This is a genomic window from Aquibacillus koreensis, assembly GCF_025154055.1.
GTDB lineage: Bacteria > Bacillota > Bacilli > Bacillales > Amphibacillaceae > Aquibacillus_C > Aquibacillus_C koreensis.
On the sequence record NZ_JAOALK010000060.1, the window covers coordinates 1 to 26,846 of the forward strand.

The following is a 26,846-nucleotide window of genomic DNA, read 5'->3' on the forward strand; positions in this document are numbered from 1 at the left end:
CAAGAGGAATCTGAACTTAGAAAAATCCGGGTTCTGGGATTTTTCGTGATTCCTCCTCGGAAAGGGAGCCAATTTCACTTGTGTAGCGGGTGCGATAGTTACGACGCACTCTATAAATCCTGTCTTGTTCTTATGTAACAGTGGCAATGAAAAGAGCCAAAATAAAAAAGACTGTATGGAAGCTTTCCCTCACAGTCTTCTTGATCCCGTATTTACTATTAAACTAGTAAGATGTCACTCTATCGAAACAGGAGTAACAGAAAAGTCTCCATATTTCACACCTTTTATAGATAGTAACTGATTACTCAGCTGCTGTAGATCTTTCGCTTTTCCTTTTACCACAATCATTTCAAGGCAGTTATGTTGATCTAAGTGGATGTGTGTGGTGGCAAGTATCATGTCGTGATATTCGTGTTGAATGGTCGTTAGATTTTCCATCAATCCACGTTGATGATGATCATAGAATATTTGGATACAACCGGCAATAAATTGATCCTTGTTATGTCTAGATTCCTTTACTAATGCTTCTCGAACCAAATCTCTTACCGCTTCAGATCGATTGTTATATCCCTTTTCTATGATTAGTTCATCAAAAGATTTTAAGAGTTGGTGTTCCATGGATACGCCGAACCTTGTTAAAGAAGAGGATTCTCTCATTCTAGTTATCTCCCTTTATCATGTCGTTTTCTATAATAAGTTTACTATAAATTAATCTGTCTATTTTACAAATTATACTTTATATTCTGATAGCTAGACAATACGCTTATGAGCTAGACGGTCGACACCTTATATTTTCCCCTTCACCCAAGCATTCTGAGGATATCCTCTTTCTTCCCAATATCCAATATGCTCGTCTTCAATCAACTCGATTCTTGTTAACCATTTTACAGATTTGTATCCATATAATCGAGGTGTAACCAAACGTACAGGACCTCCATTTTCTTGCGTAATTAACTCACCATCAAGGAGAACAGCAACCATCATATCATCCATCATTGCTTCTGACATCGTAAGGCTATCTGTATATACACCATCCCCAGAATGGAGTTTTACATATTTCGCATTGGCATGTACGCCAGCTTTATCTAAAAATTCCTTTAAAGGTATCCCTTCCCATACAACGTTGTAGACACTCCAGCCTGTAACACAATGAAAATTGCTAACTTGTGCAGATCGATCTAGTTGAATAAAATCTTTCCAATTATAAAATAACTTATTGTCGACAAGACCATCGATCGTTAAGGACCAATTCTCATTGGTAAAGGTCGGCATTTCCGTAATAGTATAATAGCGGAACTCTCCACTACGTCCATCCACGGCAGTAAGTGTTGATTGTGGAGTCGGGTAAGGTTTCATGTCATTCCCAGTCTGTAAATCTAATTTATTTAAGTTGAACATGTCTTTGATCCAAGACCCGAAAATGGCATATAACATCGCAATGGTTGCTATCCCAGCGATCAATTTTAGGAAGGTACGCCTATGTAATAAGGGGTTCCTTTTTTGGATTATCATTGGTTCTTGGTCTGCCAGCTTGTTAACTTTTTCATTTCCGTTCCGTAAACCTCTAAACCATCGGCTGCGCGTTATGCTATGGAAGATGACATACGGTAAGCCAATCCATGTTGCAGCGTCATGAATGAAAAGTGCATAAGAACTAATAAGTGGTGGCATATGTCGTTGGAAGGTAAGGAATATACCAGATATGATTAAACTCGCAAGGATGACTAAGACCAAAAATAGGTTCAACTTGTGTGCTTTTCTTTTTCTTATCGTAAATACATGGCGTTGTATTTTTGGTAGATAAAAAAGAACGGGTAATATACTAAGAAAACCTATCCATATATGAATATCCTTCATCCAGACACGAGTGCTTGGAAAATGTAGTCGAAAGTAAGAAGAGAGAAGCAATATTCCAGTAACGCTTAATACATAAAAAAGTAGTGCATTTGTATGGTGTAGGCGCGTAAGTTTTTGACCAAACTTTAAATTATGTGAAAAAAAAGATTGCCATTTCATCTCGTTCCTCCTTTATACCATTTGTATTCATCATACCAATGATTAGATCGATATAGAACAAGGAAAGCTTAAAGATGCTTGGAAGGAGATATTCTTGTAAATAATTAGTCGTTATTTAGGCCTTTTGTAATCGTTTAAAAAAGTTTGCCGTTTGGATCAACAACTAATCCCATCAGCAAAGAAACAACTATGCTTGATAGCTTTACATCGTTTCTTCATCTCAGTCGCTTTACTGACGATTTCTTCTGCAGAGATAAAATTATGCTTTTGGTTGGTTACGACTGCAATCGATATAGAGACTAGTGGTATTTTTTCGAAATGGCCACTTCGGTTTTCTGCAACAATATAATTTTTTTCTAAATGTTCGAGTGTATAATATTTTTTAATCTCAGTATCAAATTCGGAGATGATCGCTTCACAAATGGGGTAGTAATCATAGTTGTCTAGCACGACAATAAAGTCATCTCCACCAATATGACCAAGAAATGCATTAGGGTGATTGGTATATGAATGAAGTAGATTAGCCGTCAATTGAATTACTTGATCTCCTTTGGAAAATCCATATAAATCGTTATAAGATTTAAAATGATCTAAATCAATATATAAAACGGAGAAACACGGTTGCCAACGGATTTCTTTTAACTTTTGATCAATGATTTGGTTCCCTGGTAAGCCAGTTAATGGGTTTAAATTACTGGCTGCTTCCGCCTGCACTTCTGCAAAAGTAAGAAGTAAGTTGCGAATACTAACGACACCAACATATGTATAATTATTTGTTACAACCACATAGTCATATAATTTGTCATTTTCTCTTTTCATTGCTAATTGGCACACCTTAATAATGGGAGTAATGGATGATACACAAAGAATGTCAGCGTCCATTAATAACCGAATCGATTTTCCCATAAACAAATTATAACCGTATAAGGTGCCGAGCTTTTGATAAAAGTTTATACGAGTGATTAATGCGATAGGTATTCCGTCTCGTACAACGACGATACCTTCGCATGATGGATTATCTTTAAAAAGTTGATCTGCATACTGATTTGTGTGATTATCATCTATGGTGGGCACTTGTTCCATTATTTCTCCAATTAGTTTTTCCATAAAACCCCTCCGTACTAATAGTACTTCTCTTCTCATCGTTATCAGGCATGCACTACAAGCTTAAACTAGACTAATAGTTTTTGATTTGGCTTTCCTAGTAAGTAACCTTGTCCATAATGGACTCCTAATTCTTTTAAATAATTTAACTCTTCTTGCTGCTCAATACCTTCTGCAATGACAGATGTATTTGACTGAAGTGCAAAATCAAGAAGTAGAGCAACCATTTTTTGTTTGTCTAAACATTGATGAATACATTGAATAAGTGACTTGTCCAATTTTATAAATTCAGGTTTTAGTTGTACAACACTCTTTAAACTATTGTATCCGGAACCTGCGTCATCAACGGCAATTCTAAATCCTTGCGAACGGTAATTTTCCAGCATCTTTGCAAACATGCCATAATCTTTTACTGCTTTTTTTTCTGTCAACTCCAATACGACTTGGGAAGGGGAGATGTTAAGTTGTTTGAGTACTTGCAACGTTTCACCGCTTTTGTATTCAAAATCTACCAAAACCTGAGGGTGAATATTAATAAAAATTATTTTATCTTGATAAAAACGTTGTCCATTTATTTGATGATAATATTCATGGAGGGTAGTGTTTCTACAGTGTTTCTCGAAGAAGAACGCTTGATTCGTCTCCCCAATATAATCATAGAAGGACTCCGTATTTGGGAAATAAGGTGATTGTGGTGGGCGGTTTAAACCTTCATAGCCAATAATTTTATTTTTTTGAAGATCTAAAATTGGTTGGAAATAGGTCGAGAGAAGATTATTTTTAATAATTTTGTTGAACTCTATAAATCTTGCGAAACCTAATGTGCGATCTTGACTTTGTCTTTTTACAAACTTAGCATAGTGCCATAAAAAGGATAGGTTAGTTGTTGCGTTTACGATACTGTTCATTCTGTACACCCTTTATGTTGAATTTGAATTGGTGAAGATCACCATGTTCTATTATAGTGAACGAATGTTAAGAAACTGTTAATTTATTGTTGAGAATTAAATGTTTCCATAAAAAAGATTGTAACAGTATAATCTATGTCGAAATCTATAACTTTGTCAGAAACAGGAGTATTTCCCAGGAAATTGTTAAGATTCCTTGAGTGAGAGGGAGATTGTTCGAATAATTTTTGCTATAGCACCATGAATTGTATTCCATTTTTTGTTTCTTCTAACGCTTAGAGATTTTATTTAGGAAGATTCAATCAAAAATTCTAGAAATAAATGTGTCGTTTTTGGTTGGAAATCAGATTTTCTCACTGCATAGAAAAACTTGCGTAGAATTGGTTGCTCCTTAATTCGAATTGCTTTTATCGTGCCAAGCTGCATTTCTTTTCGAAAGACCCACTGTGATAAAAGTGCTATACCAAGGCCGGCTTCTACTGATTCTTTTATAATTTGAGAACTTCCAAATGTTCGCGTTTGTTTAGGTGTAAAAAGATTATCTTGGAAAAGTCGGTCAAGTACTTGACGTGTTCCAGACCCCTCTTCACGAATGATCCACGTTTCATGTGTTAATTCCGAGATTTCAATCTCCTCAATATTTGCAAGGGGATGATCTTTTGCGACAATCATCAACATTTCATCTTGTGCAAATGGAATAATGTCTATTTGTTGATGTTCTATTTTCCCTTCAATAATTCCTAAGTCTAACTCCCCGTTTATTAATTGGTTTATGACAAAAGTGGAGTTGTGAATACTAATATCAGGTTCAATTTTCGGATAACGCTTATTAAAGCTAGCAAGAAGTTTTGGTAAAATATATTCTCCAAACGTATAACTCGCACCAATCAGTAATTTTCCGCTAGCATTATGCGACAAATCTTCCACTAACCGCTTCATCTTTTCATAGTTACTTAGTATTTCTTTTGCGTGGTAATAGACAATTTCTCCGGCTTTTGTTAGTCTTACATGTTTATTCGATCGATCAAGTAATTGAGCCCCATATTTCTTCTCTAGCGCCTTAACCGCTAACGTAATTGCTGATTGTGTTAAGTGCAAAGTTTCAGCCGCCCGAGTAAAGTTATTCTTTTCAACGACAGTTACAAAAGCTAATAATTGTTGATCCATGTCATCACCTTCCGAGTCGTCATAAAATTATTTTATCATAACAATAAAAAACATTCATTTTACTAATGATAAGAAATGCTATACTATCTAATGTTAGTGTGAAAATTCATCGGGGGAATTACAATTGGGAGAAAAAAACAATTATCTTAAACATAAAATTGCAAACGACTTTGTAAGGGGGATACTATTAACGTTAGTATTAGCCATTTTGGCTGGAAGTATTGCGAAATTACCATTTTTTTCTGTTATGGGAGTCATGATCATCTCGATTTTTTTAGGGATCTTATGGAAAAGCATTATGACTGTTTCACTTGAATCGACTAGTGGGATTACGTTCAGTACGAAGAAACTACTTCGTTTAGGTATTATCTTAATGGGATTAAGACTTGACCTAGATCAAATTATTGAAGCTGGGACTTCTATTCTATATATTGACGTAATTGTAGTCGTTTTTACGATTTTAATCATGATTTTACTTGGAAAAGCGTTAAAAGTTGATCAAACGTTTACTACTCTAATTGCTGCTGGGACAGCGATATGTGGTGCCGCTGCAATTGTTGCTATTGCACCATTAATTAAAGCGAAAAAAGAGTATGTAGCTATTGCAGTGGCAAGTATCTCTGTGCTTGGAACGATTGGTACCATTTTTTATTCTGTTATGTATGCAATTATTGATCTAGATTCATATTCGTATGGCGTACTTGTTGGCGCGACACTTCATGAATTAGCACACGTTGTGGCAGCAGCTGTTCCAGGGGGAGATGTTAGCAGCGAGATGGCAATCTTAGTTAAGATGGGACGTGTAGCTTTACTCATCCCTGTTGCCATTGTGATTGGCAGTATTTTTGCCTATAAAAATCGTTCGGTGAATAAAAAGCTTTCGATCAAAACCTTACCAGTGCCTTGGTTTATCTTTGGATTCCTTGGTATGAGCTTGCTAAATTCGACAGGGATTTTACCTGATAATTTGGTCGAATTTCTCATTTCCATTAGCGTGCTATTGTTGTCCATGGCTATGGCTGGACTTGGTTTAAGTATTAACTTTGGAGAGTTTAAAAAGGTAGGCGTGAAGGGGATTTTGGTAGGGGTCATCGGATCAATACTGTTACTCTTACTTGGGGTATTGCTCGTGTTTGTCTATTAGGGAAAACGTAGTCACTAAGTAAATGATAAGAAAAAAGCCGTGGTAGCTCACTCGAGCATACCACGGCTTTTAAACTATAATTAGTCAATAAACTGCGTATCAATTAGATCAGAGAAGTCTGGTTTTTCTGTTAGGAACTCTAGGTTGTAAGAGGAATCACCAAATGCTTGAATTGCTTCAGCATCTACTTCATAAGTGAAACCAATGTTTTCCCAAGAACCATCTACAACTTCTTGGCTTAGCTCTTGATCTGTTGTTTCTTTAATGTCTTTAATCGTAATCGTTTTTGCTTCTTCAGGATTTTCTTGAATAAACTTTGTAGCATCTTTATGTGCGTTGACAATTTTTTGAACGAATTCTGGATTTTCCTCAATTAACTTACCGGATGAAACTAAGACAGATGCTGGTAATGTTGTTCCAAATGATACTTCATCAGCTGGAATAATAACTTTTGCACCAGTATTTTGTTGCAATACAGATGCCCATGGTTCTGGAGCAACGGCAACGTCAACTTTTCCTGTTTCAAACATTGCTTGGTAAGTTGCTGGAGGACCAGTTTGGTGGATCATGTCGCCACCAATACGCTGTGACGTTATACCGCGTTCTTCCATATACGTTTCAAATTGAACATCGTGTGTACAACCAACGCGTGGTGTGATGTACGATTTGCCAGCGATGTCTTCTACTGTTTCAATACCGCTTCCTTCTCTAGCAAGGATTACTGTACCACCAGTTGAACCACCGGCGATGATATTTACATCGGCACCATTTGTGTAGTTGTTCATTGCTGGACCTGGTCCAACAAGTCCGGCTTGGATTTCACCAGTTTTTAGTGCATCCATAAACGATGAACCGTCTGGGAAAGTTTTATAGTTGATTGTTACATCGTCCCCAAGTTGTTCTTGGTAATAACCTTCTGATTTTGCAACCATTGCTGGTACGTGGTTAATATTTGGGAAGTACCCAATTGTAATCTCTGATGTTCCGCTTGCTGAAGATGATGAAGAACTTCCGCAACCTGCTAACACTAGCGCTGCAGTAAGTAACATCGCAAAAAATAAAAGTCCTTTTTTCATGTCCAAAATACCCCCTGATATTTATATTTATAAGCTGTCTGTACAAACAGCATCTTTAACTTAAAGTCCCCAACGTCTTGCTACTGATTTTTCAATGCGCTGGAAGATTAGTTGATCGACAACCGCACCAATTACACCGATGATAATCATGACACCAATTACCATACTCATGTTTCCAAAGTCTGATGCGTAACGTAATGTGTAACCAAGTCCAGGTCCGGTTGTAAGTAATTCACCGGCTATTAATGCACGCCAAGCAAATGCCCATGCAAGCCTTGAACCTGTTACAAAATAAGGAATTGACGCAGGAAATACGACGCGAATAAATAAATCCAAACCTCTTGATCCCATTGTTTGCGCTGCTTTGATATAAAGTGGCGATACGTTTTTAATCCCCGTCCTTACATTTAGTGCCATCACAAAGGTTCCACCTAACACAACAACGAAAATAACTGCTTTGTCATTTAAGCCAAACCACATCATTGCTAGTGGTAACCAAACAATACTCGGTACACTTTGAAAAGCAAGAAGGGTAGAACCGATCGTATCATCTGCTGTTTTCGATTTTGCAATTAAAACGCCAATACTAGTACCTAGGATAAGTGCAATTGCTAAACCGATGAACAGACGTCTAAAGCTTCCAATTAAATCATAAACTAACGTCATATTTTCAAAGCCATTATATAAAGAAGTAAAAACACTTGATGGAGCAGGTAGAATGATCTCTGCCCATAATCCTAATCTTGCACCAAGTTCCCATAATCCAATGATTGCGACAAAAAATATGATTCTTTTATATATTGGCTTCATGGTTTTGTTCCTCGCTTATAACTTTATCGATTTCTTTCTTCAGGTAACTCATAATGTGATTTTCAATCTCAACCATCTCTGTTTTATACGCATCACGAGGACGTGGCAGGTCAACTTTAATATCTGTTAACACCGTGCCTGGGCGTGTTCCCATCACAATAATTCGATCTGACAGTTTGATAGATTCTGAAATGCTGTGTGTGACAAACATTACTGTCTTCTTTGTTTCCATCCAGATCTCTTCTAGCTGTCCGTGAAGGCGTGTTCTCGTTTGTTCATCTAATGCACCAAATGGTTCATCCATTAGTAAAATTTCTGGATCCATTGCAAGCGCTCTTGCAATCGCAACTCGCTGCTGCATTCCACCAGAAAGCTCGTGTGGGTAATGATCAAGGTAATTCGTTAATTGCACCATTTTTAAATACTTTCGTGCTTGTGCTTCTGCATCTTTTTTTGACATGTCTTTCTTTAATGGAAACATGACATTTTCTAATACGTTAATCCATGGAAAAAGGGCGGCTTGTTGAAAGACCATTCCACGATCTTTTCCAGGTTTTTTGATTTCTTTATCCTCAACCAAAATTTTTCCTGAAGTAGCTTCTGTTAATCCTGCTACAATGGAAAGTAACGTCGATTTACCACATCCAGAAGGGCCAAGAATCGAAACAAATTCTCCTTTATTAATTTGAAGATCGATGTCTTTTAAGACCGTTGCTGCATTCTCGTTTTTATCTAAAAATTGCTTATTTAATTGATTAATAGAGATAAACATTTTGTATCACGCCTTATCTTATAATTCATATAAAGTTAATCGGAATTAAATACTACCTTATAATATATGCATGTGCGTTGTCAATATGAATGCGCAAATATAGGCATACAATTATTGGTATCGTACGGACATAGCTGTTGCATTCTCGTATTTTTTGTGTAATATGGTACACTTTTAATAAGGATTGTCTTTGGGTTTTTCATGTTTCAGAATTGATATAAAATTCGTAATAACGCTAAAATACTCAATTTTAGGTGGCATACCTTAATGCGGCCAAGCGTGATTCTGACTCTGAATGAGCTTGGCTCGCACTTGATGTCCGAATTGGTGTGTGATTCTGACTCTGAATGAGCTTGGCTCGCACTTGATGTCCGAATTGGTGTGTGATTCTGACTCTGAATGAGCTTGGCTCGCACTTGATGTCCGAATTGGTGTGTGATTCTGACTCTGAATGAGCTTGGCTCGCACTTGATGTCCGAATTGGTGCGTGATTCTGACTCTGAATGAGCTTGGCTCGCACTTGATGTCCGAATTGGTGCGTGATTCTGACTCTGAATGGCAGTCGATGGCACTTGATGTCCGAATTGGTGCGTGATTCTGACTCTGAATGGCAGTCGCACGCACTTGATGTCCGAATCCGTGCGTGATTCTGACTCTGAATGGCAGTCGCACGCACTTGATGTCCGAATCCGTGCGTGATTCTGACTCTGAATGGCAGTCGCACGCACTTGATGTCCGAATTGGTGCGTGATTCTGACTCTGAATGGCAGTCGCACGCACTTGATGTCCGAATTGGTGCGTGATTCTGACTCTGAATGGCAGTCGATGGCACTTGATGTCCGAATCGGTGTGAGATTCTGACTCTGAATGACTTTCACTCGTTCGTAATGTCCAAATCGGGGTCTGATTTTGATTGGCTACTGCACGTCTTCTTGTGCTAATTGACGGTGAATTCAATAATGAAAGTAATATACAGTTTATATAAAGTACGAACCTTTCAGAAAAGACCCATATGATAATAGCCTGAAAATGGAGGTTTACATATATGCAAACAGTTTTGGTTATTGGTGGTGGGATTACAGGATTAACCGCCATGTATGAACTACAAAAGTGGAAGAAGCAGCAACAGGCCGATGTAAGGTTAGTTCTTGCTGAAGCAAATGATACGTTAGGTGGTAAGATTAAAACAGTCGAGGATGCTGGTTTTGTAATGGAAGCAGGCGCAGATTCTATGGTAACGCGTAAGGCAACTGTTCTACCTATAGACGAACTTGGGCTAGAAGATCAGGTTGTGTACAACGCATCTGGTACTTCCTTTTTATATACAGATGGAGGATTAAAGCAAATTCCAGCAGACGCTGTATTTGGCATCCCTACAAGTATTGAATCTTTAGCCAAGACCCCTCTTGTTTCCGCAGAGGGAAAAGTGGAGGCGTTGAAAGACTTCTATACGCCCAACGAATCTTTTACAAAGAAAGATTCAATTGGTGCTTTCTTGGAGCATTTTCTTGGTAAAGAGTTCGTGAAAAAACAAATTGCTCCAGTCCTATCTGGTGTCTATTCCGGAAAGCTAAGTGATTTAACGATTGCAACGACACTCCCCTATATATTAGATTATAAAGAAAAGTACGGAAGCATTATCAAAGGTTTCGAAGCGAATAAAGAAAAGTTTCAATCGGGTGGAGATAAAAAGTTTATGTCATTCCATGGTGGGTTAAAAACATTAATTGATGCTTATGAATCTGCTTTTGATCAGGTTGAAATTCGAAAGGGATATGAGGCGAACAAAATTGCAAAAGTGGAGAATGGGTATCATGTGACTTTTTCAAATGGAGAAGTGGTAGAGACGGATCAAGTCATCCTGAGTATTCCTGATGCAGCTGCAATCAAATTATTTGAAGATCCGGATTTAGCAGAAACGTTTGGTCTTTTTAAGAGCAGTTCATTAATTAGTGTCTACCTCGGTTTTGATGTACCAGATAAGATTCTTCCGGGGGAAGGGACAGGTTTTATTACTGCAGACAGTGATGATATTGTTTGTAATGCGTGCACATGGACGAGTAAGAAGTGGACACATACATCAATAAAAGGAAATTTACTTGTGCGCCTATTTTATAAAAGTAGCCTAGCTAATTTTCATGACATAACACAGATGTCTGAGGAACAGCTACTTCAGATGGCGCGCGATGATATTAACAAAGCAATGGGTATTACAGTTGAACCTACTTCGAGTGAAGTAACCAGTTGGATTAATAATATGCCGCGCTATCAGATGACACATCCGCAAGCAGTGGAATCACTTGAGAATGCGTTGGAAAGGCGATACCCCGGTGTTTGGGTCTCAGGGAGCTCCTATTATGGAGTTGGGATTCCAGATTGTGTGGAAAATGGGAAGCAAACAGCCGCAAAGGTGATAGGGAAGTTAGTTTAGTTTTTAATAAGAAGAAAAAGCAAAGGTCGGCTTATCCGTAAGCCGGCTTTTTTGTAGCTAGGTTGTGATATAACTCCGTAGGAAATGTGGCTGTCACCAATCTGTTAGAATTTTTTAAATACTTATCATGCCTTATGTATCTAGGCGTCTATTACTCTTTTCGTATATTAAATTAAGAAATATGGAGGTCTATTACTACCATTCTTCTTCAATCCGTTATAGAATGATAGCGTATTCAAAATTTAGAAACGAGGAGATGTATCGCGGTGATTAAGCGTTAACCGTAGGTAAGGGTAATTTTATTTGCTTCTATTCGTAGCTCTTATACATATTTTTAAAGCGTAAAGAAATTATCCTAACACAGTAGACTTTGATGTTTTTAAAGTGACTTTAGCAAAGCTTTCACACAAAAGGGAGAGACAGAATTGAAACTTGGAGAAACCTTCACCCAATTCACGTGTCGATGTTGGTGGGTGAATCAGCATGCGTAACCAAAAGAAGGATAATAAGTCAAAAGCTAAAAAGTTAACCTTACTTGCCATTACATGGCCTATTTTTATTGAAGCATTTTTACAAACATTTATGCGGGTTTCTGATGTCTTCATGCTTAGCTTTGTTTCTGATGAAGCGGTGGCAGCCATTGGTGTCGTGAACCAAATGATGATGTTCACCTTCGTTTTGTTTAATTTTACGGCGATGGGAACGGGCGTCGTGGTCGCACAATTTGTTGGGGCGGAAAAACCAAAAGACGTTAGTACAACGATCGCGAATGCAGCGGTGATCAACCTTGTATTCGGTCTTTTTATTAGTAGTATCGTTGTCATCTTCCGTCATCAGTTTCTTGCGTTATTCAAATTGAGTCCTGAGCTATATGAATATGCAGAAATATATATGATTATCGTTGGTGGAGGCTTGTTCTTCCAAGCGATGGTATTGACAATTTCTGCTGCCCTTCAGGCGCAAGGGTACACGAAAGATGTCATGTTTGTTGTATTAGGAATGAACGTATTTAATATTTTAGGCAACTACTTATTTATTTTCGGTGCATTAGGTGTACCACAATTAGGTGTTACGGGTGTAGCGATCTCGACAGCGGTTTGTCGTGCACTAGCGATGGTTGTATTGGTGTATCTATTATATAAACGAGTTGAAGTAAAAATCGAACTAAGAGATTATTTCAATTTGAAAAAAGACTATGTTAAAAAAATTATGGGGATTGGCGTCCCTGCAGCAGGAGAGCATTTATCGCATAATTTAAGCCAGTTAACGATTACCGTATTTATAACAATGTTAGGTGCGAATGCCTTAGCAACTCGTATTTACACGCAAAACTTAATGAACTTTATGGTGGTATTCTCTGTCTCAATTGCAAAAGGGATGCAAATTTACATTGGTCAATTAGTTGGAGCAGGCAAATTAGAGCAAGCTTATAAAGAAATGTACCGAGGGTTAAGAATTGCATTAACGCTTGCATTATCGATTGGCGTAGTTTTAGCCTTTTCAGGAGAATTTTTACTTGGCTTCTTTACAGATGATCAAGACATCATTGCATTAGGTGCCATTTTACTTATGATGGGTGTTATTTTAGAGCCAGGTAGAACATTTAATCTTGTTATCATTAGTGCCCTGCGTGCTTCAGGTGATGCAAAGTTCCCGGTATTTGTGGGAATTTTATCGATGTGGGGGATTAGTGTGACACTTGCCTATTTATTTGGTATCACATTAGGGTATGGCCTAATCGGTATTTGGATCGCCATTATTATAGATGAATGGCTACGCGGAACACTCATGTTTTTCCGTTGGCGCAGCAAAAAATGGCAGAAGAAAATATTGGTTCAAGAGGCTAAGCCTGCAGCAGGTTAACTTTAAATAAAACAAATTGGAGGAATTTATAATGGAAAAGAATGTACTAGGAACAAATGTAATAGCTCAAATTGGGATTTTGGTTCACGATATAGAAAAAACTGCACAAGTTTATGCTGATTTCTTTGGTGTAGAAAAACCGGCGATTGAATTGACGGGAACATTAGAAGAAGCACAAACGAATTATAATGGAGATAGCACTGAAGCTAGAGCAAAATTAGCATTTTTTGATATGGGTTCAACGCAATTAGAGTTGATCGAACCTGACGAACATCCAAGTACGTGGAGAGAAGCATTAGATGCAAATGGAGAAGGTGTACACCATATCGCATTTGTTATTGAGGGAATGAAAGAGAAAATTAAAGTTTTGGAAGCAAATGGCATGCCACTACAGCAAACTGGCGAATACCCAGGTGGCCGTTATGCATATATCGACACAGTGAAAGACCTAAAAGTACTAACAGAACTACTTGAAAACGACTAATCCAGGAGGTAAAGCTAAATGAACATCTTAATTACGGGTGCCAATCGCGGTTTAGGCTTAGCGATGGCGGCATATGGAGTAGAAAATGGACATCACGTATATGCGGGTGTTCGAGATCCTGAAGGCAACGCTAGTGAAGCATTACGAGACCTTCAAGCAAAACATGCGGAATCTTTGGAGATTCTAAAACTTGATGTGACTAGTGAAGATAGTGTTGTGGAAGCGTCAAGTCAGTTGAAAAACAAACAATTAGATGTGATTGTGAACAATGCGGGACTTTTAAATGAAAGAGAACATACAGTGGAAGAATTGGACTTAGAGGCGTGTATGCTTGCATTTGATGTAAATACATTAGGCCCGATTCGTGTAGTGAAGCATTTCTTGCCATTACTTGAGCAAGGGGAAAAGCAATCGATTATTAATGTCAGTTCAGAAGCTGCAAGCCTAACGAATTCTTACAGTGGTGACTATCCGTATGGGATGTCAAAGGTTGCTTTAAATATGCTTACGGAAAAGTTACACGTGTACTTAAAAGAAAAAGACATCCAAGTGCTGTCTGTTCACCCTGGTTGGATGAAAACAGATATGGGTGGAGAAAAAGCGCCAACGAATCCTGCTGATACGGCAGAAGGAATCTTTGCTTTGATGGAACGAAAAGTGACCGTTGATAGCAAATATCAATTTGTAGACTATCTTGGCAACCCGATGGATATTTAATAGGAGGGCTAACGGTTTATGGCAAAAAGAATTGTAGCAGTATTAGGAGACTTTTATCATAAAAGAGAATGGTCCGAGCGTGCGCTTGAAGCGGCCGTGGAACCCCTAGAAGATATTAAGATTGAGTATAAATCGAGAGAAGAATTGGTAGAAAGCTTGGATACGAATCCGGATGCCGTCATATTATTTGCGGAAAATCGAATCAACCCTGAAGATGAGCAAGTAAATACGTGGATGGATGATGATGCAGCTGAGGCGATCCAAAGCTACGTGCAAAATGGCGGTGGCTGGTTAGCTTGGCACTCTGGCTTGGCATCGTACGATCATATCAAAGGATATACGGATATGCTTCATGGCTTTTTTAAGTTTCATCCGCAGCAACATCAACAAGTAACGTACACGGTTAAGCAACCAACAGATTTAATTAAAGATACGGAGCAATTTACATTCTTAGATGAACATTATTTTGTGGAATGTGATGAAGACAATACGAATGTATTTTTAACAACAGAATCTGTTGATGGTGCATCAATCGGTGGATGGGAGCATGATTTCGGTAAAGGGCACGTCATCAGCTTTGTTCCGGCGCACTTAGAGGAAGGATTAATGGATCCTGCTGTGCAGGAGATGTTGATGAAAGCAATTAAGCGAGTAAGTGAATAGAACTTTTGAAAAGAATAGCTCTCCTAGTAGAGGGCTATTCTTTATTTATGGGATGTGTTAGATATGTTTTTCTATGTGGAAGGAGAAAGCAACAGATAAAGGAGCCAGAAGCTAGAAAATCTTCTCCAAAGCGAGATCACCTTCCATAAAGCAAAAAAGCATCCGCCGTGGTTAACCGGCAGCGGACACTTTTGGGAATAAGGGGTATTCTAAATATTACATTATGCAGATGGTGAAGTTGCGCCTTGCTCTTTATTCATTCTTTCAGCAACTTTATAAGCATCAATCATGCCCCAAATCCAAAGAATAGGCGTTGTAAGGAAGCCAATGAGTACAAACATTAATAACCACGAAATCGCGTAACCAATAATAAAGCCAATCCCTTTTCCAATCTCACCATTATAAATCTGTCCAAGACCACAAATAAGAAAAGATAAGACCGCTGCTAGACCTGCATTTTTCATTGTGAAACACCTCATTTCATACTTTACTAGTCATCTTACGTTTAGGTTTGAAGGGATATCACCAATTTTTAAATAATTCAGAAAAATATTTAGGATTGATCTTAATGAAACTTAGAAGATAAAAGAAGCAGCCACCGTGGCTACTTCTGTACCTAAACTGTATCTTCTTTTTCTACTGCAGGTAATACGGTCTTCCGCTCTGATGCGATCCATGCTAGGCCTAAAATAATGACAATCCCACCAATAATTTGTGCGATTGCAATTGATTCATTAAAGAATAATACACCTGCCGCCGCTGCGGATGCAGGAACAAAATAGCGATAGAAATTCGCTTTGGCTGCACCAACATGTTTCATCGATAGATTCCAAATCACAAATGCAGCAATCGTACACAAAAACACATTATAGGCAACAGCACCCCAAGTGATTGCCGATACCCCATCCCACTCGATCCTTGTCCAACCTGATAGAGTGAAAGGTAATAGGAACATTGTACCGAATAATATATACCATGTTGTGACGCGCATCGGTGAGTACTTGTTCATCAGCGGCATACATGCAAGGTTAAATAAAGCACCGATTAAACTAATCGATAATGCAAGCAGATTTCCAAGCATGTATTCCGAACCAAGGTCAAACCCATCTTGTCCACCAAGAATAATCAACGTTACACCAACAAGTGCAACGAAACCGCCAGTCATCACTCGCGCTGTCATTTTTTCTTTCGTAAATAATGGGGCAAATAGTGCTGCAAAAATAGGCCAAGGTGCTACATTTAATAAGGAGGCATTTGCTAGTGTGGTAAATTTTATCGAGTACATAACGAGCAATTCTAAGACGGTGACACCAAACAGTCCTATTATTGCAAGACTCCACATATCTTTTCGAGCAACGCTAACACTACCTTCAGAGATTTTTAAAATAATAAATAAGAGCGGTAAAGCTAATCCAAAACGAAGCAGGACAAATACTTCTGCAGGAAAGACTTCCATTGCCCAACGGGATACACCAAAGTTCACACCCCATATGATGGCAACAGCGACTAGTCCAATATAGTAAATAACATTTGATTTCAATAGCTTAACCTTCCAATCGTCAGTATAGTCTTTGCTATTATCGCACGTTTGGTAAACTCTTTCTATATTAAATTCGAGGTGAGCAATTTTAGACAATAACGGACACAATTGTCAGATTAAATAGTATAATTGATATAAAAGTAAATAAAGAGGTAATTCACAATGAAATTTCTACATGTTCCGACTAGTTTAAAAGGTAAAAAACAATATATGTTCGAACGGCTCATGTTCCAAGAAAATGTACAAAGATGTAAATTATTTGCCAAAATTGTCATCTTATTTGAGTTAATTCTTATTTCTTTTTCCATAGGTTCGAAATTTTTAGAAAATGGTGTTGTGACCCTAGATGTGTATTTAGTTATGTATTTATTATTACTTTTGTTCAGTATTGTATTACTGCTGGTAATAAACCGATATGAAAATGGAGAAATAGATAATTGTCAACGTTATAAGCGATATAATTTTCTCATTAATTTGTTTGTGATCTTGTTTTTAGCATGGGGAGCAGGGGTTACTTTGATTGATCAGTTGAGCTATGGTCATTTAATGGTATTTTTGGTTAACGTCATGTGTGTTTCCATCCTATTTCGGGCTTCACATCAAACAATCATTCAATTGTACACCATACCAATCTTACTGTTTACGGTTGGTCTACCCTTTTTCCAATCTTCAAAAGAAGTGTTGATCGGTCATTACACTAACTTTTTTGTATTCTTATTCTTCTGTTGGTTAGCTTCACGCATGCTGTATCGCAGCTTCTATATTAATTTTTATAATGAAATGATGTTAAAAGATATTAATGAGCGACTAGCGCAAAAAGTAGAAGAGAATGAGAACATGAATCAAGCATTAGAAAGAGCTAATCAAAGTTTGAAACAACTAGCAGTGCTAGATGAGCTAACAAAGGTTCCGAACCGTCGTGGATTTCAAGAGTATATGGAAATGGAACTAGCAACTGTCGATACATCTCGTCAGTTGTCCATCATGATGGTTGATATTGATGCATTTAAATTGTTTAACGATCATTATGGTCATTTTGAAGGAGATAAGGTAATCCAAGAGGTGGCACACAACATGCAACAGGTCATTTCACACCATCAAGGATTTCTTACTCGTTTTGGGGGAGAAGAATTTGTTGTAGCTGTCTTTGATTTAGAAGTTAATCAAGTAAGAGAACTTGCCGAGGAAATCCGACGATCTATTGAAGGGTTACAGATTGTGGCAGAACCATCCCCAGTGTCTGATTATGTTACGTTAAGTCTAGGTGTAGCTAATGCTCAAGTGCGTAATGAGTCCGATTTAAATGAACTAATGAATAAAGCGGATGCTGTATTGTACAATGCAAAAAATAAAGGACGAAACCAAGTAGCTTGTTAGATCGTAAAAGTAATAGATGATTTAACTAAAATGAAAAGAGGGAAAACCATGATTATTTTAACAGGTGAAAATGTACCAGGATACAAAGTGAAAGAAATTAAGGGACCGGTATTTGGTTTGACAGTGCGAGCACGTGGATTGGGTAAAGATATCACTGCATCGTTAAAAGGTCTCGTTGGAGGCGAAGTCCGCCAGTATGCAGAAATGTTAGAAGATGCTAGGCAAGAAGCATTAGATCGTATGGTGAAAAATGCACAACAGATGGAAGCGGATGCTGTCATCATGTTCCGTTTTGATTCTGGTAGTATAAGTTCGAATATGAGCGAAATCCTGGCTTATGGTACAGCGGTGACATTGGAGAAGCAATAACAATGTGGAAGTTTGTTATTGGTTATTTTATTTTTCAGATTGTATTGCTTATCGTTATTTTAGTTATTACAAATAAAACGGATAAAAAAAGTAAAAAACGTCATATTCGCGCTAACGAAATTCCGCCTGGCTTTGAAAAAACCTCAGAGTCCTTTATTGATTCGTACTCTAATAAAGTAATCTATGTTTATTATAACAAGGATAACGGTGAACGTGTTTATGTAGAACAGGACTAAGGGTCCTTCGAAGCAGTTCCATTTATATAATGTAACTGCTTTTATTATGACATTTTTACCTCTCTTAGCAGTGGAATTGGATATTTATGTTAGAATAATAATATAAAAATGGATTTATGTAACTATTACTAACTTGCGCAGGGGAGAGGGGGAATAGAATGGATTTACTACTTAAGTTTATGGCTGGATTAGCAGGTTTTATCGGGTTTATTATTGCACTATTTTTTGGATTTCTTTCAGGCTCATTCTTGTGGTTTCTATTTATCTTATTTATCACTGCCATTATAACTGTTATCTTATATGCGCTTGGAATACTGTTGGACAATCAAGAAAAAATCTTACTTGCGATATGGAGACAAGAAAATAATAAGGTTCAAGTAGAACCAAAAACATGTGCAAGATGTAGCCATGAATATGATGGTGAAATGGTTTCTTGCCCGAATTGTGGATTTAAGTAACAACTTACATATACTATAAGTACTAAAGAGGCTCAGTCATAGTGAGCCTCTCATCTTTTATATTCCTATTAACTTCTTTCAAATCCTAAGTACCGTGTACCTTGGAATTCAAGTATTCCTATGTCACCCTCCGCAAGTTGCCCATATTCATTTCCGTTCATCCTAAACTCAGTTCTGTCGCCACTTTCAAATTCAAAGGTAGCATAGTATTCTGTCCGAGAACTATGATGCATATTGTTATTATGAGCATGAGAACGCTTGCTAAAGTGCGTGCGCTTCGTTTTTACTACAGCTGGTACAGATAATCGTGGAGATTTATTATTTTTGTTCCACTCTCCAAGTCCTTTAAAAATAGTAAAAATAATAGTGCCAAAAACTATCACAAATACGATCCCAATAAAGATAGGTGCAATCTGAAATAGTAGGTTTCCACCTGGAGCAAACGGATCACCCATTCTTCTATTCCCCCTCTGGTCAATAAGCTTTTTTTCCTATTATATACTACGTATTATTTGGCGAATAGTTTCAGTTTAAAAACCATGAAAATAAGGTCGCACCTTTTCACATGTCAGTACAGAACTGACCGGACTGGTGAGACCTTATTAACGTTTACTTCAATTATTTCGATGCAACCGTAACTACATTTTCTTGCCCAACACTTACTTGCCCAGTTTGTTTTTCTTGTACTTCAAAGTCATCACTGTTTGTAAAAATAACTGGAGTAATTGTTTTTACATCAAGTTCTTTCATTTTGTCTAAATCAAAGTCTGCTAATTCCGTACCTTTTGTAATTTTTTGACCTTTAGATACTTTGATATCAAAGCCTTCCCCATTTAAAGCTACTGTCTCTAAACCCATATGGATCAATACTTCTAAGCCTTCTTTCGACTTTAAAGAGATCGCATGCTTTGTTTGGAAAATATCAAATACTTCTCCATCAATAGGGGAAACTACTTTACGATCGGTAGGTTTAATTGCAAAGCCGTCACCCATCATTTTTTGTGAAAAAACTTGATCTGGTACATCTTCAAGTTCAACCAATTCACCCGTAAGTGGTGATGTTATTTCAATTATTTTATCTTTTTTCTTAAATAATGATTTTATCATACATTTTCCTCCTTTATACTGTAACGTGACGGTAACTTATTACCTTTTAGTGTTCCCGTCTATCTAGCTGTAAAACAAAGAACAGCATACTGATAAAAATTACCTAATGTAAAAATTGAATCATATTTTGTCAAATTTCAATAGTATTATGTCTTATCGAAGAAAAAACATTTATAATAGAGAGAATAAAGAAATTGATTTATCTCGTGTATGACCGGTTTTAATTGATAATTGGAAAGAGGGAGAATTCCATGGCTACGATTCAGGAAGTTGCTAAAAAAGCAGGGGTGTCTGTTGCAACTGTTTCAAGGGTGCTAAATAAACATACTGTTGTTAATGCGAAGACTCGGGCCAAAGTTGAAAAGGTGATAAAGGAACTAAATTATGAGCCAAGTATGCTTGGTCGTAATTTAAGAAATTCCGAGAGTAAGTTATTATTAGTTGTGATTCCGAGTATCGCAAATCCGTTTTATACGGAGATTGTGGATGGTATTCAGGAAACCGCAATCAGTAACGGCTACCATATCCTACTTTGTGAGACAAATTCTAATCCCGAAAGAGAAGCTACCTATTTTGGTATGATTAAAAATAGAATGGCAGACGGGGTTATATGTATGGATCCTGCTGTTAATAAGCAAAAATTATTTGAACTTGCGGAAAAATATCCAATTGTTCAGTGCAGTGATTATGATAAGGGCAGTAATATTCCGTATGTTACGATAGACAGTGAGCTGGCAGCCTATCATGCTGTTAGACATCTAATTAAAATTGGACATAAAAGAATAGCGATGATTAATACAGATGAGCGGATACTATATGCTCGAGAACGACGAGCGGGATATGAACGTGCACTAAAAGAGTTCGGCATTCCTTTGGATGAAGAACTGATCTTCCATACGATGGATATTGATTTTAATGACGGACAACAGGCGATGCGAAGTTTGTTAGAGGTAAAAGATGTACCTACTGCTGCTTTCGCTGTATCTGATGTACTTGCAATTGGTGCGTTAAAGGAAATAAATAATAACGGTTTAAAAGTACCGAACGACATTGCATTAATTGGTTTTGATAAACTTAGTTTTTCTAACATGACCTATCCTGCTTTAACGACAGTTGCGCAACCAATGTTTAAAATGGGGAGCTTAGCCGCTGCTATGCTCATTCAAAAAATCCAAGGTAAAAAAGTAGAAAATATCGTTTTAGAGCATGAATTAGTTCTCCGAGAATCTACATAATAATATTTAAGAAAAACCGACTTAGCTTCATGCTGTCGGGTTTGGGTTTGGAGAATTTGGCGGAAAAACAAAGAGGCCTCTTCGGTTAAGAAGAGGCCTCTATTTATATCTTAGGGGGATATTCTCAATATGGACGAGAATGATAGATTTTAAACATGAGAATAGAAACTTATTAATATATTTTGTAGGTAGTCTTCATTTCATTCGAGAACCACATATCAGATCGATCTTAGAAGATGGTTATGAGACCGAACATGTACACTAAAGCGGAGTTGTGTTGAGATCGCTAATGGGGGTAGATACTGAAATAGGTGTGGGGTCACTGGATTAATCGGAGAAGATACATAATGACATGTCGGGTTAACATGAGAAGTGGTAGATACTGAATAACGCATCGGGTTCACTGAATTAAACGGAGAAGATACTGAAATCGGTGTCGGGTTCACTGAATTAACCAGAAAAGTCACTGAATTCCGTGTCGAAATCACTGAATAGAAAAGCAAAAATCTGTGTTCTTTGTCACATTCAAAGGCACAGATTTTTTGTTACAATAAATTAGTCTAATAAACTCCCGAGATCGGGGTTTGAGGTGAATCTATTGAAACAAACAGCTATGATCGATCAAACTGCTTCGCGAGCTGTATCACAAACAAGTGTTATTGCAGATATAAAATCCCTGTTTAAGGGTCTAGTATTAATTTCAAATGTTCTTCCAGTCTTAATTGGATTTTGGTTAGCATTATATTTTTCTGGTGGATCTTTTGGTGATCACTGGCTGACTTTTGTTTTGACGATCATAGGAAGTATCACGCTCATTGGCGGGGCATTGGTCCTCAATAATTGGTATGATGTCGATATTGACACAGTCATGAAACGAACACAACATCGTCCCACTGTTACGGGTACGATTTCTTTACGGTCAGTGCTTATTTTAGGAATTGGATTAAGTGTTATCGGGTTTAATTTAATGTTGTTTACGAATGTAGAAGTAGCCGTTTATGGACTTATCGGATGGTTTACCTATGTTGTCCTATATACGATGTGGTCGAAACGGAAATATACATGGAACACGCTAATAGGAAGTGTATCTGGTGCAGTTACGCCTCTTATAGGGTGGGCGGCTGTTTCTTCTACTTTTCACATTGTTCCAATCGTGTTATTTGTAGTTATGTTTTTATGGCAAATGCCTCACACGTATGCGATTGCAATGAAAAAATGTGAGGAATATGCAGCAGCTAAAGTTGCAATGCTGCCTGTTGTACGTGGATTCCAACTAACAAAACGTCAATCTGTTGTGTATATTGCATGCCTATTACCGTTACCATTTTTCTTAGCGACTTTAGGTACTGTGTTTGTTGTAGTAGCTACAGTCTTAAACATCGTATGGCTAGGTATAGGAATTAGTGGTTTCTTTGTGAAAAACGAACTGCGGTGGGCGCATGTGATGTTTTTAAGTTCTTTACACTACTTGATGGTGTTTTTCTTTTTAATTATGTTCGTAACCATGTTTTAGATTAATATTTTTCGCTATAGATATAAATATCTCTTTCCGTTTTTGCAATTAGCATCAAACTTATAATAGAAATTCCAACGATACCACCAATAAGGAAACCATAGAAAATACCATTCATGCTTATTCCTCCTATTCGATGTTGGATTATTCTATACTATGGTGATTTAGCTTTTTTTATTACTTGAATATGATGTTGGTGCTTCTAGTGTGCGGAAAATACGTAATATTGACAATTATTAGAACATTTGCTCGAAAGTCTATGTTAAAAAGTGCACAAGTGATATACTGAAAATAAATGATCAAAAAGGAGGCATGTGTAATGGGTGAGGTATATTTTGAAAAAGAAAATAGTGCGTTACTTATTGTTAATTTGCAAAACGCATTTGTCCATCCAGAAGGTTCCTTGTCAAAAATAGGGCTTGATACAACTAGAACATCACGAGTAATCGATTCAATCAGACAGTTAAAAGAAGCGTTTCAAGTACAAAAGCGACCGATCATTTACATTCAACATACGCAAAGTCACCAGCCGAACGGAGTGGATTTTTTATCGAAAACGTTTCCACAACTCGTAATGAAAGACTTTTGTGCAGAAAATAGCTGGGATGCTGAAATTATAAAAGAACTAAAGCCAGATGAGGATGACTATGTAGTAACGAAGTCACGCTCTAGTGCTTTTTACCAAACAGAACTAGAAAATTTATTACAAGAATTAGATATAGATACATTAGTGGTAACTGGAATTGGCACCAATATCTGTGTGGAGTCTACGGTGCGTGATGCCATCCATCGTGATTATCAAGTTTTTATACCAAAAGAATCAACAGTAACATACCTAGAGTCTAAAGAGAAAAGTGCATTTGACAATTTTGAATATGGTTTAGCTAATGTGGTTTCAGTAAAACAAATGCTACACGATATTTTAGTTTTAGTTTGCTTGTGAAATGAATCACGACCGGAGAGTTGCTTTGTTAAGTAACTCTTTTTATTTTTGTTTGATTTCATAATCTGACGTGCTTTACAATATAAATATAAAATCGATTGATTTTATATTTTCCAATTAAAGTAGTATGCTAAAGAAAAAGGAGTGAGATAAGATGGTAAATAGTGATGAAAAGCTATATGCATTATTGATTTATCTGTTGAGTTTCCCATTCCCGATCCTAGGGCCATTAATCATTTGGCTTTTGAAACGAGAAGAATCGGAATATGTCGATTTCCATGGTAAGGAATACTGTAATTTTTTCATTTCATATGTTATTTATTTTACGATAAGCGGTGTATTAACCGTTCTGTTAATTGGATTTGTGCTACTTCCAATAGTTGGATTAATGCTAACAATCTTCACCATTATTGCTGCCGTGAAATCATATAGCGGAGAACGCTATCGAATACCACTAATTTTCCACTTTATTAAGTAGAGATTAAGACAGAAATCATTTGCTGGTTTCTGTCTTTTTTTCGTTTTCCTCTATTAATCTACCATTCTCTATTGCGAACATTGTAAAAAAATAGTATGATAAATAGTATAGTGCAAAAGATGCTGTCAAGAAGCACTATCTTTTTTTGGGTTAATCGTTCTTTAAAGAGAACAAAAAGGCGATAAATCGCAATAGGTGCGTTAATTTTAGAGAGGAAGTGTAAAAATGAAATCAGAAATAATAGTCGATCGTGTGGAAATTAACGGCATGGAGTTGTCCGTTCACTATCATTGTCACGGAGACATTACAAGTGTGCTAAATGGAGATGTTTTTACGGCATCCTATAATCATAAACTAGACCGAATACCCGACAGCATGTTAATCATTCCGTTTTTAGCAAATGTATGTCCAATTGCTTGGGTATTTGATGCGACGATCTATTGTAAGGAGATTGATTTCAGATTTTTCACTTGCCTCGAGAAAGTAAGGGAATCGTTTCAACTAATGTATCCTGAGATTCCTTGGGTTGGAGAAGTGAATCCAGAATTCATTGTTAATAATGAAAAAAATTATCAAGTTAACGCAAGGTCTGGCTTATTTTTTACCGGTGGTGTTGCTTCGGTTTCCTCTTATGTGCAACGAAGACATGAAAGACCTTTATTGATTACTGTCCGTGGTGCTGATCAGGATTTATCGGAGGAAGACGTATGGCAACCTCATCTAAATAGAATTGAAAAGTTTGGTAGCGATCATGGTACAGAAGTAAGTGTGATTACATCCAATTTTAGAGCTATTATGGATGAAGAAACGTTGACCAGTACATATGATGAGCGGCTTGGTGGAACTTGGTGGGAAAAGGTACAGATCGGTTTAGGAATGATAGGCTTAGCTGCACCAATTAGTTATTACCACAAACTTTCGACAGTTTACTTTTCTGCTAACCAAAATCCTTCATACTTGCAGGCAGCCGGATCACACCCGCAAATTGATAGCCGAATTCATTGGGGTTCCCATGAATTTAGAGTTATTCACCAAGGATATGCATTAACAAGGCATGAGAAACTAACGATATTAAGTTATCATATAAATAAGTACGATTCTACCTTGCAGTTACATGTATGCACGAAATCGGAGGATCACCATAACTGCTCTACGTGTGACCAATGTTATTGGACAATCCTATCGCTACTAGTCGAAGGAATCGATCCCTCGGAACATGGATTCGAAAAAATTGACGCAGCGAAGTTAACGGATATTCGTATGGATCTGGAACAACGGGAATTCTTTTCGCCACTCCATGTACATCAGTATAATGATATTCGAAAGAATGCGACACGTAAGTTAGACAATTTACCGGAGTACACAGTCAAATTTTTCACATGGTTTGAGAACTTTAACTTGAATCAGGTAGATCGCAAAACCAAGTATAAGGAAATGTGGTTCGTGTATAAGAAAAAACTTAAAAATAAAATCCAGAAATCAGAAAAGAAGGCAGACGATTGGAAGTGATTTTTTTGATGATGTGTTTTGTTGATTTGGGCGCAAAAATCAGGGATAAGGGCGCATAAATTAAGAACAAACTATCAAACAGTTAAGCAAGCCCAAAATAAAGGGTGTACCTATGAATGGGTACACCCTTATCTCATCATAAACTAGCATTTCGTACGATATTTTCCATTAATGTCGTATTGGGATAGTTTACCTCATGGTACTTGTTAATTGTTTTTTCATAGTCATAAGATACCTTATGGATCGTCGGTCGGATGCTGCCGCCGTCTAGATCAACGGTTGCATAGGAAGCTTTTGTAACTCCGTCAAAAGGTAGGCCAACACTTCCAAGGTTCATTATCGTTTTGCCGTTAATGAATCGAGTATAGGCTTTATGTATATGGCCGTACAGGTAGACGTCCGCTTGGTGCGCTGTCATAAGTTGTGCCTCGATCTCTGTATCTTCCGTATGCGGTAGTACGACATCAAATAAACTGGTAGGCGTTGCATGAAAAGCATGAAAGGCAACACCTTGTTCTTCAAATTTGAGCTCTGTTGGTAAGTTTGATAAATACTCAATATCTGCTTGATTTAATTGTGCGACTGTCCAATCTCTTTCTTTGTTCATCATTTCTAAGGCTTGATCAGGTACTTCTCCTTGATTAACACCACGAACAACCCACTCATCTGCATTTCCTTTTATGACTGTTGCATCGAGTTGTTGGATTAATTGTAATACGCGATTAGGTTCAGGACCACGATATGCAAGGTCACCTAAGACGAAGATTTTATCTACTTGGTTTTCAGTTATATCTTCTAAAACAGCATCTAATGCATGCGCATTTCCATGAATATCAGAAAGGAAAGCAAGTTTCATTTCGATCACCCCTAAGCCTAATTTTCTCTATCATACCATGACCCAGAAGTGGGACAAAGGGAGAGGGGTA

Annotated in this window: 28 protein-coding genes; 15 read left to right on the forward strand and 13 right to left on the reverse strand. The window is 37.3% G+C overall.

The window, feature by feature from the left end; genetic code table 11:
• Nucleotides 1-234 precede the first annotated feature (234 nt).
• From nikR to NYQ66_RS19245, 5 genes are all read right to left on the reverse strand, one after another.
• The gene (gene nikR / locus NYQ66_RS19225) at nt 235-657 is read right to left on the reverse strand and encodes a nickel-responsive transcriptional regulator NikR (protein ID WP_259871851.1); all 423 of its coding nucleotides are present in this window, start codon (nt 655-657) and stop codon (nt 235-237) included.
• 129 nt (nt 658-786) lie between these two features.
• The gene (locus NYQ66_RS19230) at nt 787-2,016 is read right to left on the reverse strand and encodes a molybdopterin-dependent oxidoreductase (protein ID WP_259871852.1); all 1,230 of its coding nucleotides are present in this window, start codon (nt 2,014-2,016) and stop codon (nt 787-789) included.
• A 156-nt stretch (nt 2,017-2,172) separates the two neighbouring features.
• Entirely contained in the window at nt 2,173-3,123 is a 951-nt protein-coding gene (locus tag NYQ66_RS19235; RefSeq protein WP_259871853.1) for a GGDEF domain-containing protein, read from the reverse strand.
• Between the two features lie 65 nt (nt 3,124-3,188).
• Complete coding sequence (locus NYQ66_RS19240) at nt 3,189-4,028, reverse strand: EAL domain-containing protein (protein ID WP_259871854.1); 840 nt, start codon at nt 4,026-4,028, stop codon at nt 3,189-3,191.
• A gap of 288 nt (nt 4,029-4,316) precedes the next feature.
• The gene (locus tag NYQ66_RS19245; protein WP_259871856.1) at nt 4,317-5,195 is read right to left on the reverse strand and encodes a LysR family transcriptional regulator; all 879 of its coding nucleotides are present in this window, start codon (nt 5,193-5,195) and stop codon (nt 4,317-4,319) included.
• A gap of 124 nt (nt 5,196-5,319) precedes the next feature.
• Here NYQ66_RS19245 and NYQ66_RS19250 point away from each other — a divergent pair, with 124 nt between their 5' ends.
• On the forward strand, nt 5,320-6,339 hold the full coding sequence (locus tag NYQ66_RS19250; RefSeq protein WP_259871857.1) for a YeiH family protein: 1,020 nt from the start codon (nt 5,320-5,322) through the stop codon (nt 6,337-6,339).
• A gap of 80 nt (nt 6,340-6,419) precedes the next feature.
• On the opposite strand, the gene NYQ66_RS19255 is transcribed toward NYQ66_RS19250, so the two are convergent.
• Genes NYQ66_RS19255 through NYQ66_RS19265 form a run of 3 tightly spaced genes read right to left on the reverse strand, consistent with a single transcriptional unit; the run spans nt 6,420 to nt 8,997 of the window.
• Nucleotides 6,420-7,415 carry an ABC transporter substrate-binding protein gene (locus NYQ66_RS19255; RefSeq protein ID WP_259871858.1) on the reverse strand — a complete coding sequence of 332 codons (996 nt, stop codon included), beginning with the start codon at nt 7,413-7,415 and terminating at the stop codon, nt 6,420-6,422.
• Between the two features lie 60 nt (nt 7,416-7,475).
• Nucleotides 7,476-8,225 carry an ABC transporter permease gene (locus tag NYQ66_RS19260; RefSeq protein ID WP_259871859.1) on the reverse strand — a complete coding sequence of 250 codons (750 nt, stop codon included), beginning with the start codon at nt 8,223-8,225 and terminating at the stop codon, nt 7,476-7,478.
• Nucleotides 8,209-8,997 (reverse strand): ABC transporter ATP-binding protein, encoded by a 789-nt coding sequence (locus tag NYQ66_RS19265; protein WP_259871860.1) that lies wholly within the window; start codon nt 8,995-8,997, stop codon nt 8,209-8,211. The genes NYQ66_RS19260 and NYQ66_RS19265 overlap by 17 nt, the downstream gene beginning before the upstream one ends.
• 1,045 nt (nt 8,998-10,042) lie before the next feature.
• Between NYQ66_RS19265 and hemG the strand changes: the two genes are divergently transcribed.
• The 5 genes from hemG to NYQ66_RS19290 all read left to right on the forward strand — a co-directional run bounded on the left by hemG (nt 10,043) and on the right by NYQ66_RS19290 (nt 15,155).
• On the forward strand, nt 10,043-11,428 hold the full coding sequence (hemG, locus tag NYQ66_RS19270; protein ID WP_259871861.1) for a protoporphyrinogen oxidase: 1,386 nt from the start codon (nt 10,043-10,045) through the stop codon (nt 11,426-11,428).
• Between the two features lie 483 nt (nt 11,429-11,911).
• Complete coding sequence (locus tag NYQ66_RS19275) at nt 11,912-13,291, forward strand: MATE family efflux transporter (RefSeq protein WP_259871863.1); 1,380 nt, start codon at nt 11,912-11,914, stop codon at nt 13,289-13,291.
• Nucleotides 13,292-13,322: 31 nt separating this feature from the next.
• Nucleotides 13,323-13,775, forward strand: coding sequence for a VOC family protein (locus NYQ66_RS19280; protein ID WP_259871864.1), 453 nt, complete (start codon nt 13,323-13,325; stop codon nt 13,773-13,775).
• A gap of 18 nt (nt 13,776-13,793) precedes the next feature.
• Complete coding sequence (locus tag NYQ66_RS19285) at nt 13,794-14,492, forward strand: SDR family oxidoreductase (RefSeq protein WP_259871866.1); 699 nt, start codon at nt 13,794-13,796, stop codon at nt 14,490-14,492.
• 18 nt (nt 14,493-14,510) lie between these two features.
• Nucleotides 14,511-15,155, forward strand: a complete 645-nt coding sequence (locus NYQ66_RS19290; RefSeq protein ID WP_259871868.1) for a ThuA domain-containing protein — start codon at nt 14,511-14,513, stop codon at nt 15,153-15,155.
• Nucleotides 15,156-15,376: 221 nt separating this feature from the next.
• Here the strand turns inward: NYQ66_RS19290 and NYQ66_RS19295 are convergent, their stop codons facing one another.
• Together NYQ66_RS19295 and NYQ66_RS19300 are read right to left on the reverse strand one after the other, a co-directional pair.
• The gene (locus NYQ66_RS19295) at nt 15,377-15,619 is read right to left on the reverse strand and encodes a hypothetical protein (protein ID WP_259871870.1); all 243 of its coding nucleotides are present in this window, start codon (nt 15,617-15,619) and stop codon (nt 15,377-15,379) included.
• Between the two features lie 152 nt (nt 15,620-15,771).
• Nucleotides 15,772-16,695: a DMT family transporter gene (locus tag NYQ66_RS19300; protein ID WP_259871871.1), complete on the reverse strand. Its 924-nt coding sequence runs from the start codon at nt 16,693-16,695 to the stop codon at nt 15,772-15,774.
• A 162-nt stretch (nt 16,696-16,857) separates the two neighbouring features.
• Between NYQ66_RS19300 and NYQ66_RS19305 the strand changes: the two genes are divergently transcribed.
• The 4 genes from NYQ66_RS19305 to NYQ66_RS19320 all read left to right on the forward strand — a co-directional run bounded on the left by NYQ66_RS19305 (nt 16,858) and on the right by NYQ66_RS19320 (nt 19,135).
• On the forward strand, nt 16,858-18,072 hold the full coding sequence (locus NYQ66_RS19305; protein ID WP_259871872.1) for a GGDEF domain-containing protein: 1,215 nt from the start codon (nt 16,858-16,860) through the stop codon (nt 18,070-18,072).
• A 48-nt stretch (nt 18,073-18,120) separates the two neighbouring features.
• Nucleotides 18,121-18,441 carry a YbjQ family protein gene (locus tag NYQ66_RS19310; protein WP_259871873.1) on the forward strand — a complete coding sequence of 107 codons (321 nt, stop codon included), beginning with the start codon at nt 18,121-18,123 and terminating at the stop codon, nt 18,439-18,441.
• A gap of 2 nt (nt 18,442-18,443) precedes the next feature.
• Nucleotides 18,444-18,677, forward strand: coding sequence for a hypothetical protein (locus NYQ66_RS19315; RefSeq protein WP_259871874.1), 234 nt, complete (start codon nt 18,444-18,446; stop codon nt 18,675-18,677).
• Nucleotides 18,678-18,835: 158 nt separating this feature from the next.
• On the forward strand, nt 18,836-19,135 hold the full coding sequence (locus NYQ66_RS19320; protein ID WP_259871875.1) for a hypothetical protein: 300 nt from the start codon (nt 18,836-18,838) through the stop codon (nt 19,133-19,135).
• Nucleotides 19,136-19,203: 68 nt separating this feature from the next.
• Here the strand turns inward: NYQ66_RS19320 and NYQ66_RS19325 are convergent, their stop codons facing one another.
• Together NYQ66_RS19325 and NYQ66_RS19330 are read right to left on the reverse strand one after the other, a co-directional pair.
• Nucleotides 19,204-19,590, reverse strand: coding sequence for a DUF2500 domain-containing protein (locus tag NYQ66_RS19325; protein ID WP_259871876.1), 387 nt, complete (start codon nt 19,588-19,590; stop codon nt 19,204-19,206).
• Nucleotides 19,591-19,753: 163 nt separating this feature from the next.
• A complete protein-coding gene (locus tag NYQ66_RS19330) occupies nt 19,754-20,242 on the reverse strand; it encodes a PTS sugar transporter subunit IIA (RefSeq protein WP_259871878.1) in 489 nt (162 codons plus the stop codon).
• A gap of 251 nt (nt 20,243-20,493) precedes the next feature.
• Between NYQ66_RS19330 and NYQ66_RS19335 the strand changes: the two genes are divergently transcribed.
• From NYQ66_RS19335 to NYQ66_RS19355, 5 genes are all read left to right on the forward strand, one after another.
• On the forward strand, nt 20,494-21,477 hold the full coding sequence (locus tag NYQ66_RS19335) for a LacI family DNA-binding transcriptional regulator (RefSeq protein WP_259871880.1): 984 nt from the start codon (nt 20,494-20,496) through the stop codon (nt 21,475-21,477).
• Between the two features lie 613 nt (nt 21,478-22,090).
• The gene (gene cyoE, locus NYQ66_RS19340; RefSeq protein ID WP_259871905.1) at nt 22,091-22,990 is read left to right on the forward strand and encodes a heme o synthase; all 900 of its coding nucleotides are present in this window, start codon (nt 22,091-22,093) and stop codon (nt 22,988-22,990) included.
• A gap of 319 nt (nt 22,991-23,309) precedes the next feature.
• Nucleotides 23,310-23,933: a cysteine hydrolase family protein gene (locus NYQ66_RS19345; RefSeq protein ID WP_259871883.1), complete on the forward strand. Its 624-nt coding sequence runs from the start codon at nt 23,310-23,312 to the stop codon at nt 23,931-23,933.
• 154 nt (nt 23,934-24,087) lie between these two features.
• Complete coding sequence (locus NYQ66_RS19350) at nt 24,088-24,411, forward strand: DUF4870 domain-containing protein (RefSeq protein WP_259871885.1); 324 nt, start codon at nt 24,088-24,090, stop codon at nt 24,409-24,411.
• Between the two features lie 225 nt (nt 24,412-24,636).
• Entirely contained in the window at nt 24,637-25,920 is a 1,284-nt protein-coding gene (locus NYQ66_RS19355) for a hypothetical protein (protein ID WP_259871887.1), read from the forward strand.
• Between the two features lie 136 nt (nt 25,921-26,056).
• On the opposite strand, the gene NYQ66_RS19360 is transcribed toward NYQ66_RS19355, so the two are convergent.
• Nucleotides 26,057-26,776: a metallophosphoesterase family protein gene (locus NYQ66_RS19360; protein ID WP_259871889.1), complete on the reverse strand. Its 720-nt coding sequence runs from the start codon at nt 26,774-26,776 to the stop codon at nt 26,057-26,059.
• Between the last annotated feature and the right edge of the window lie 70 nt (nt 26,777-26,846).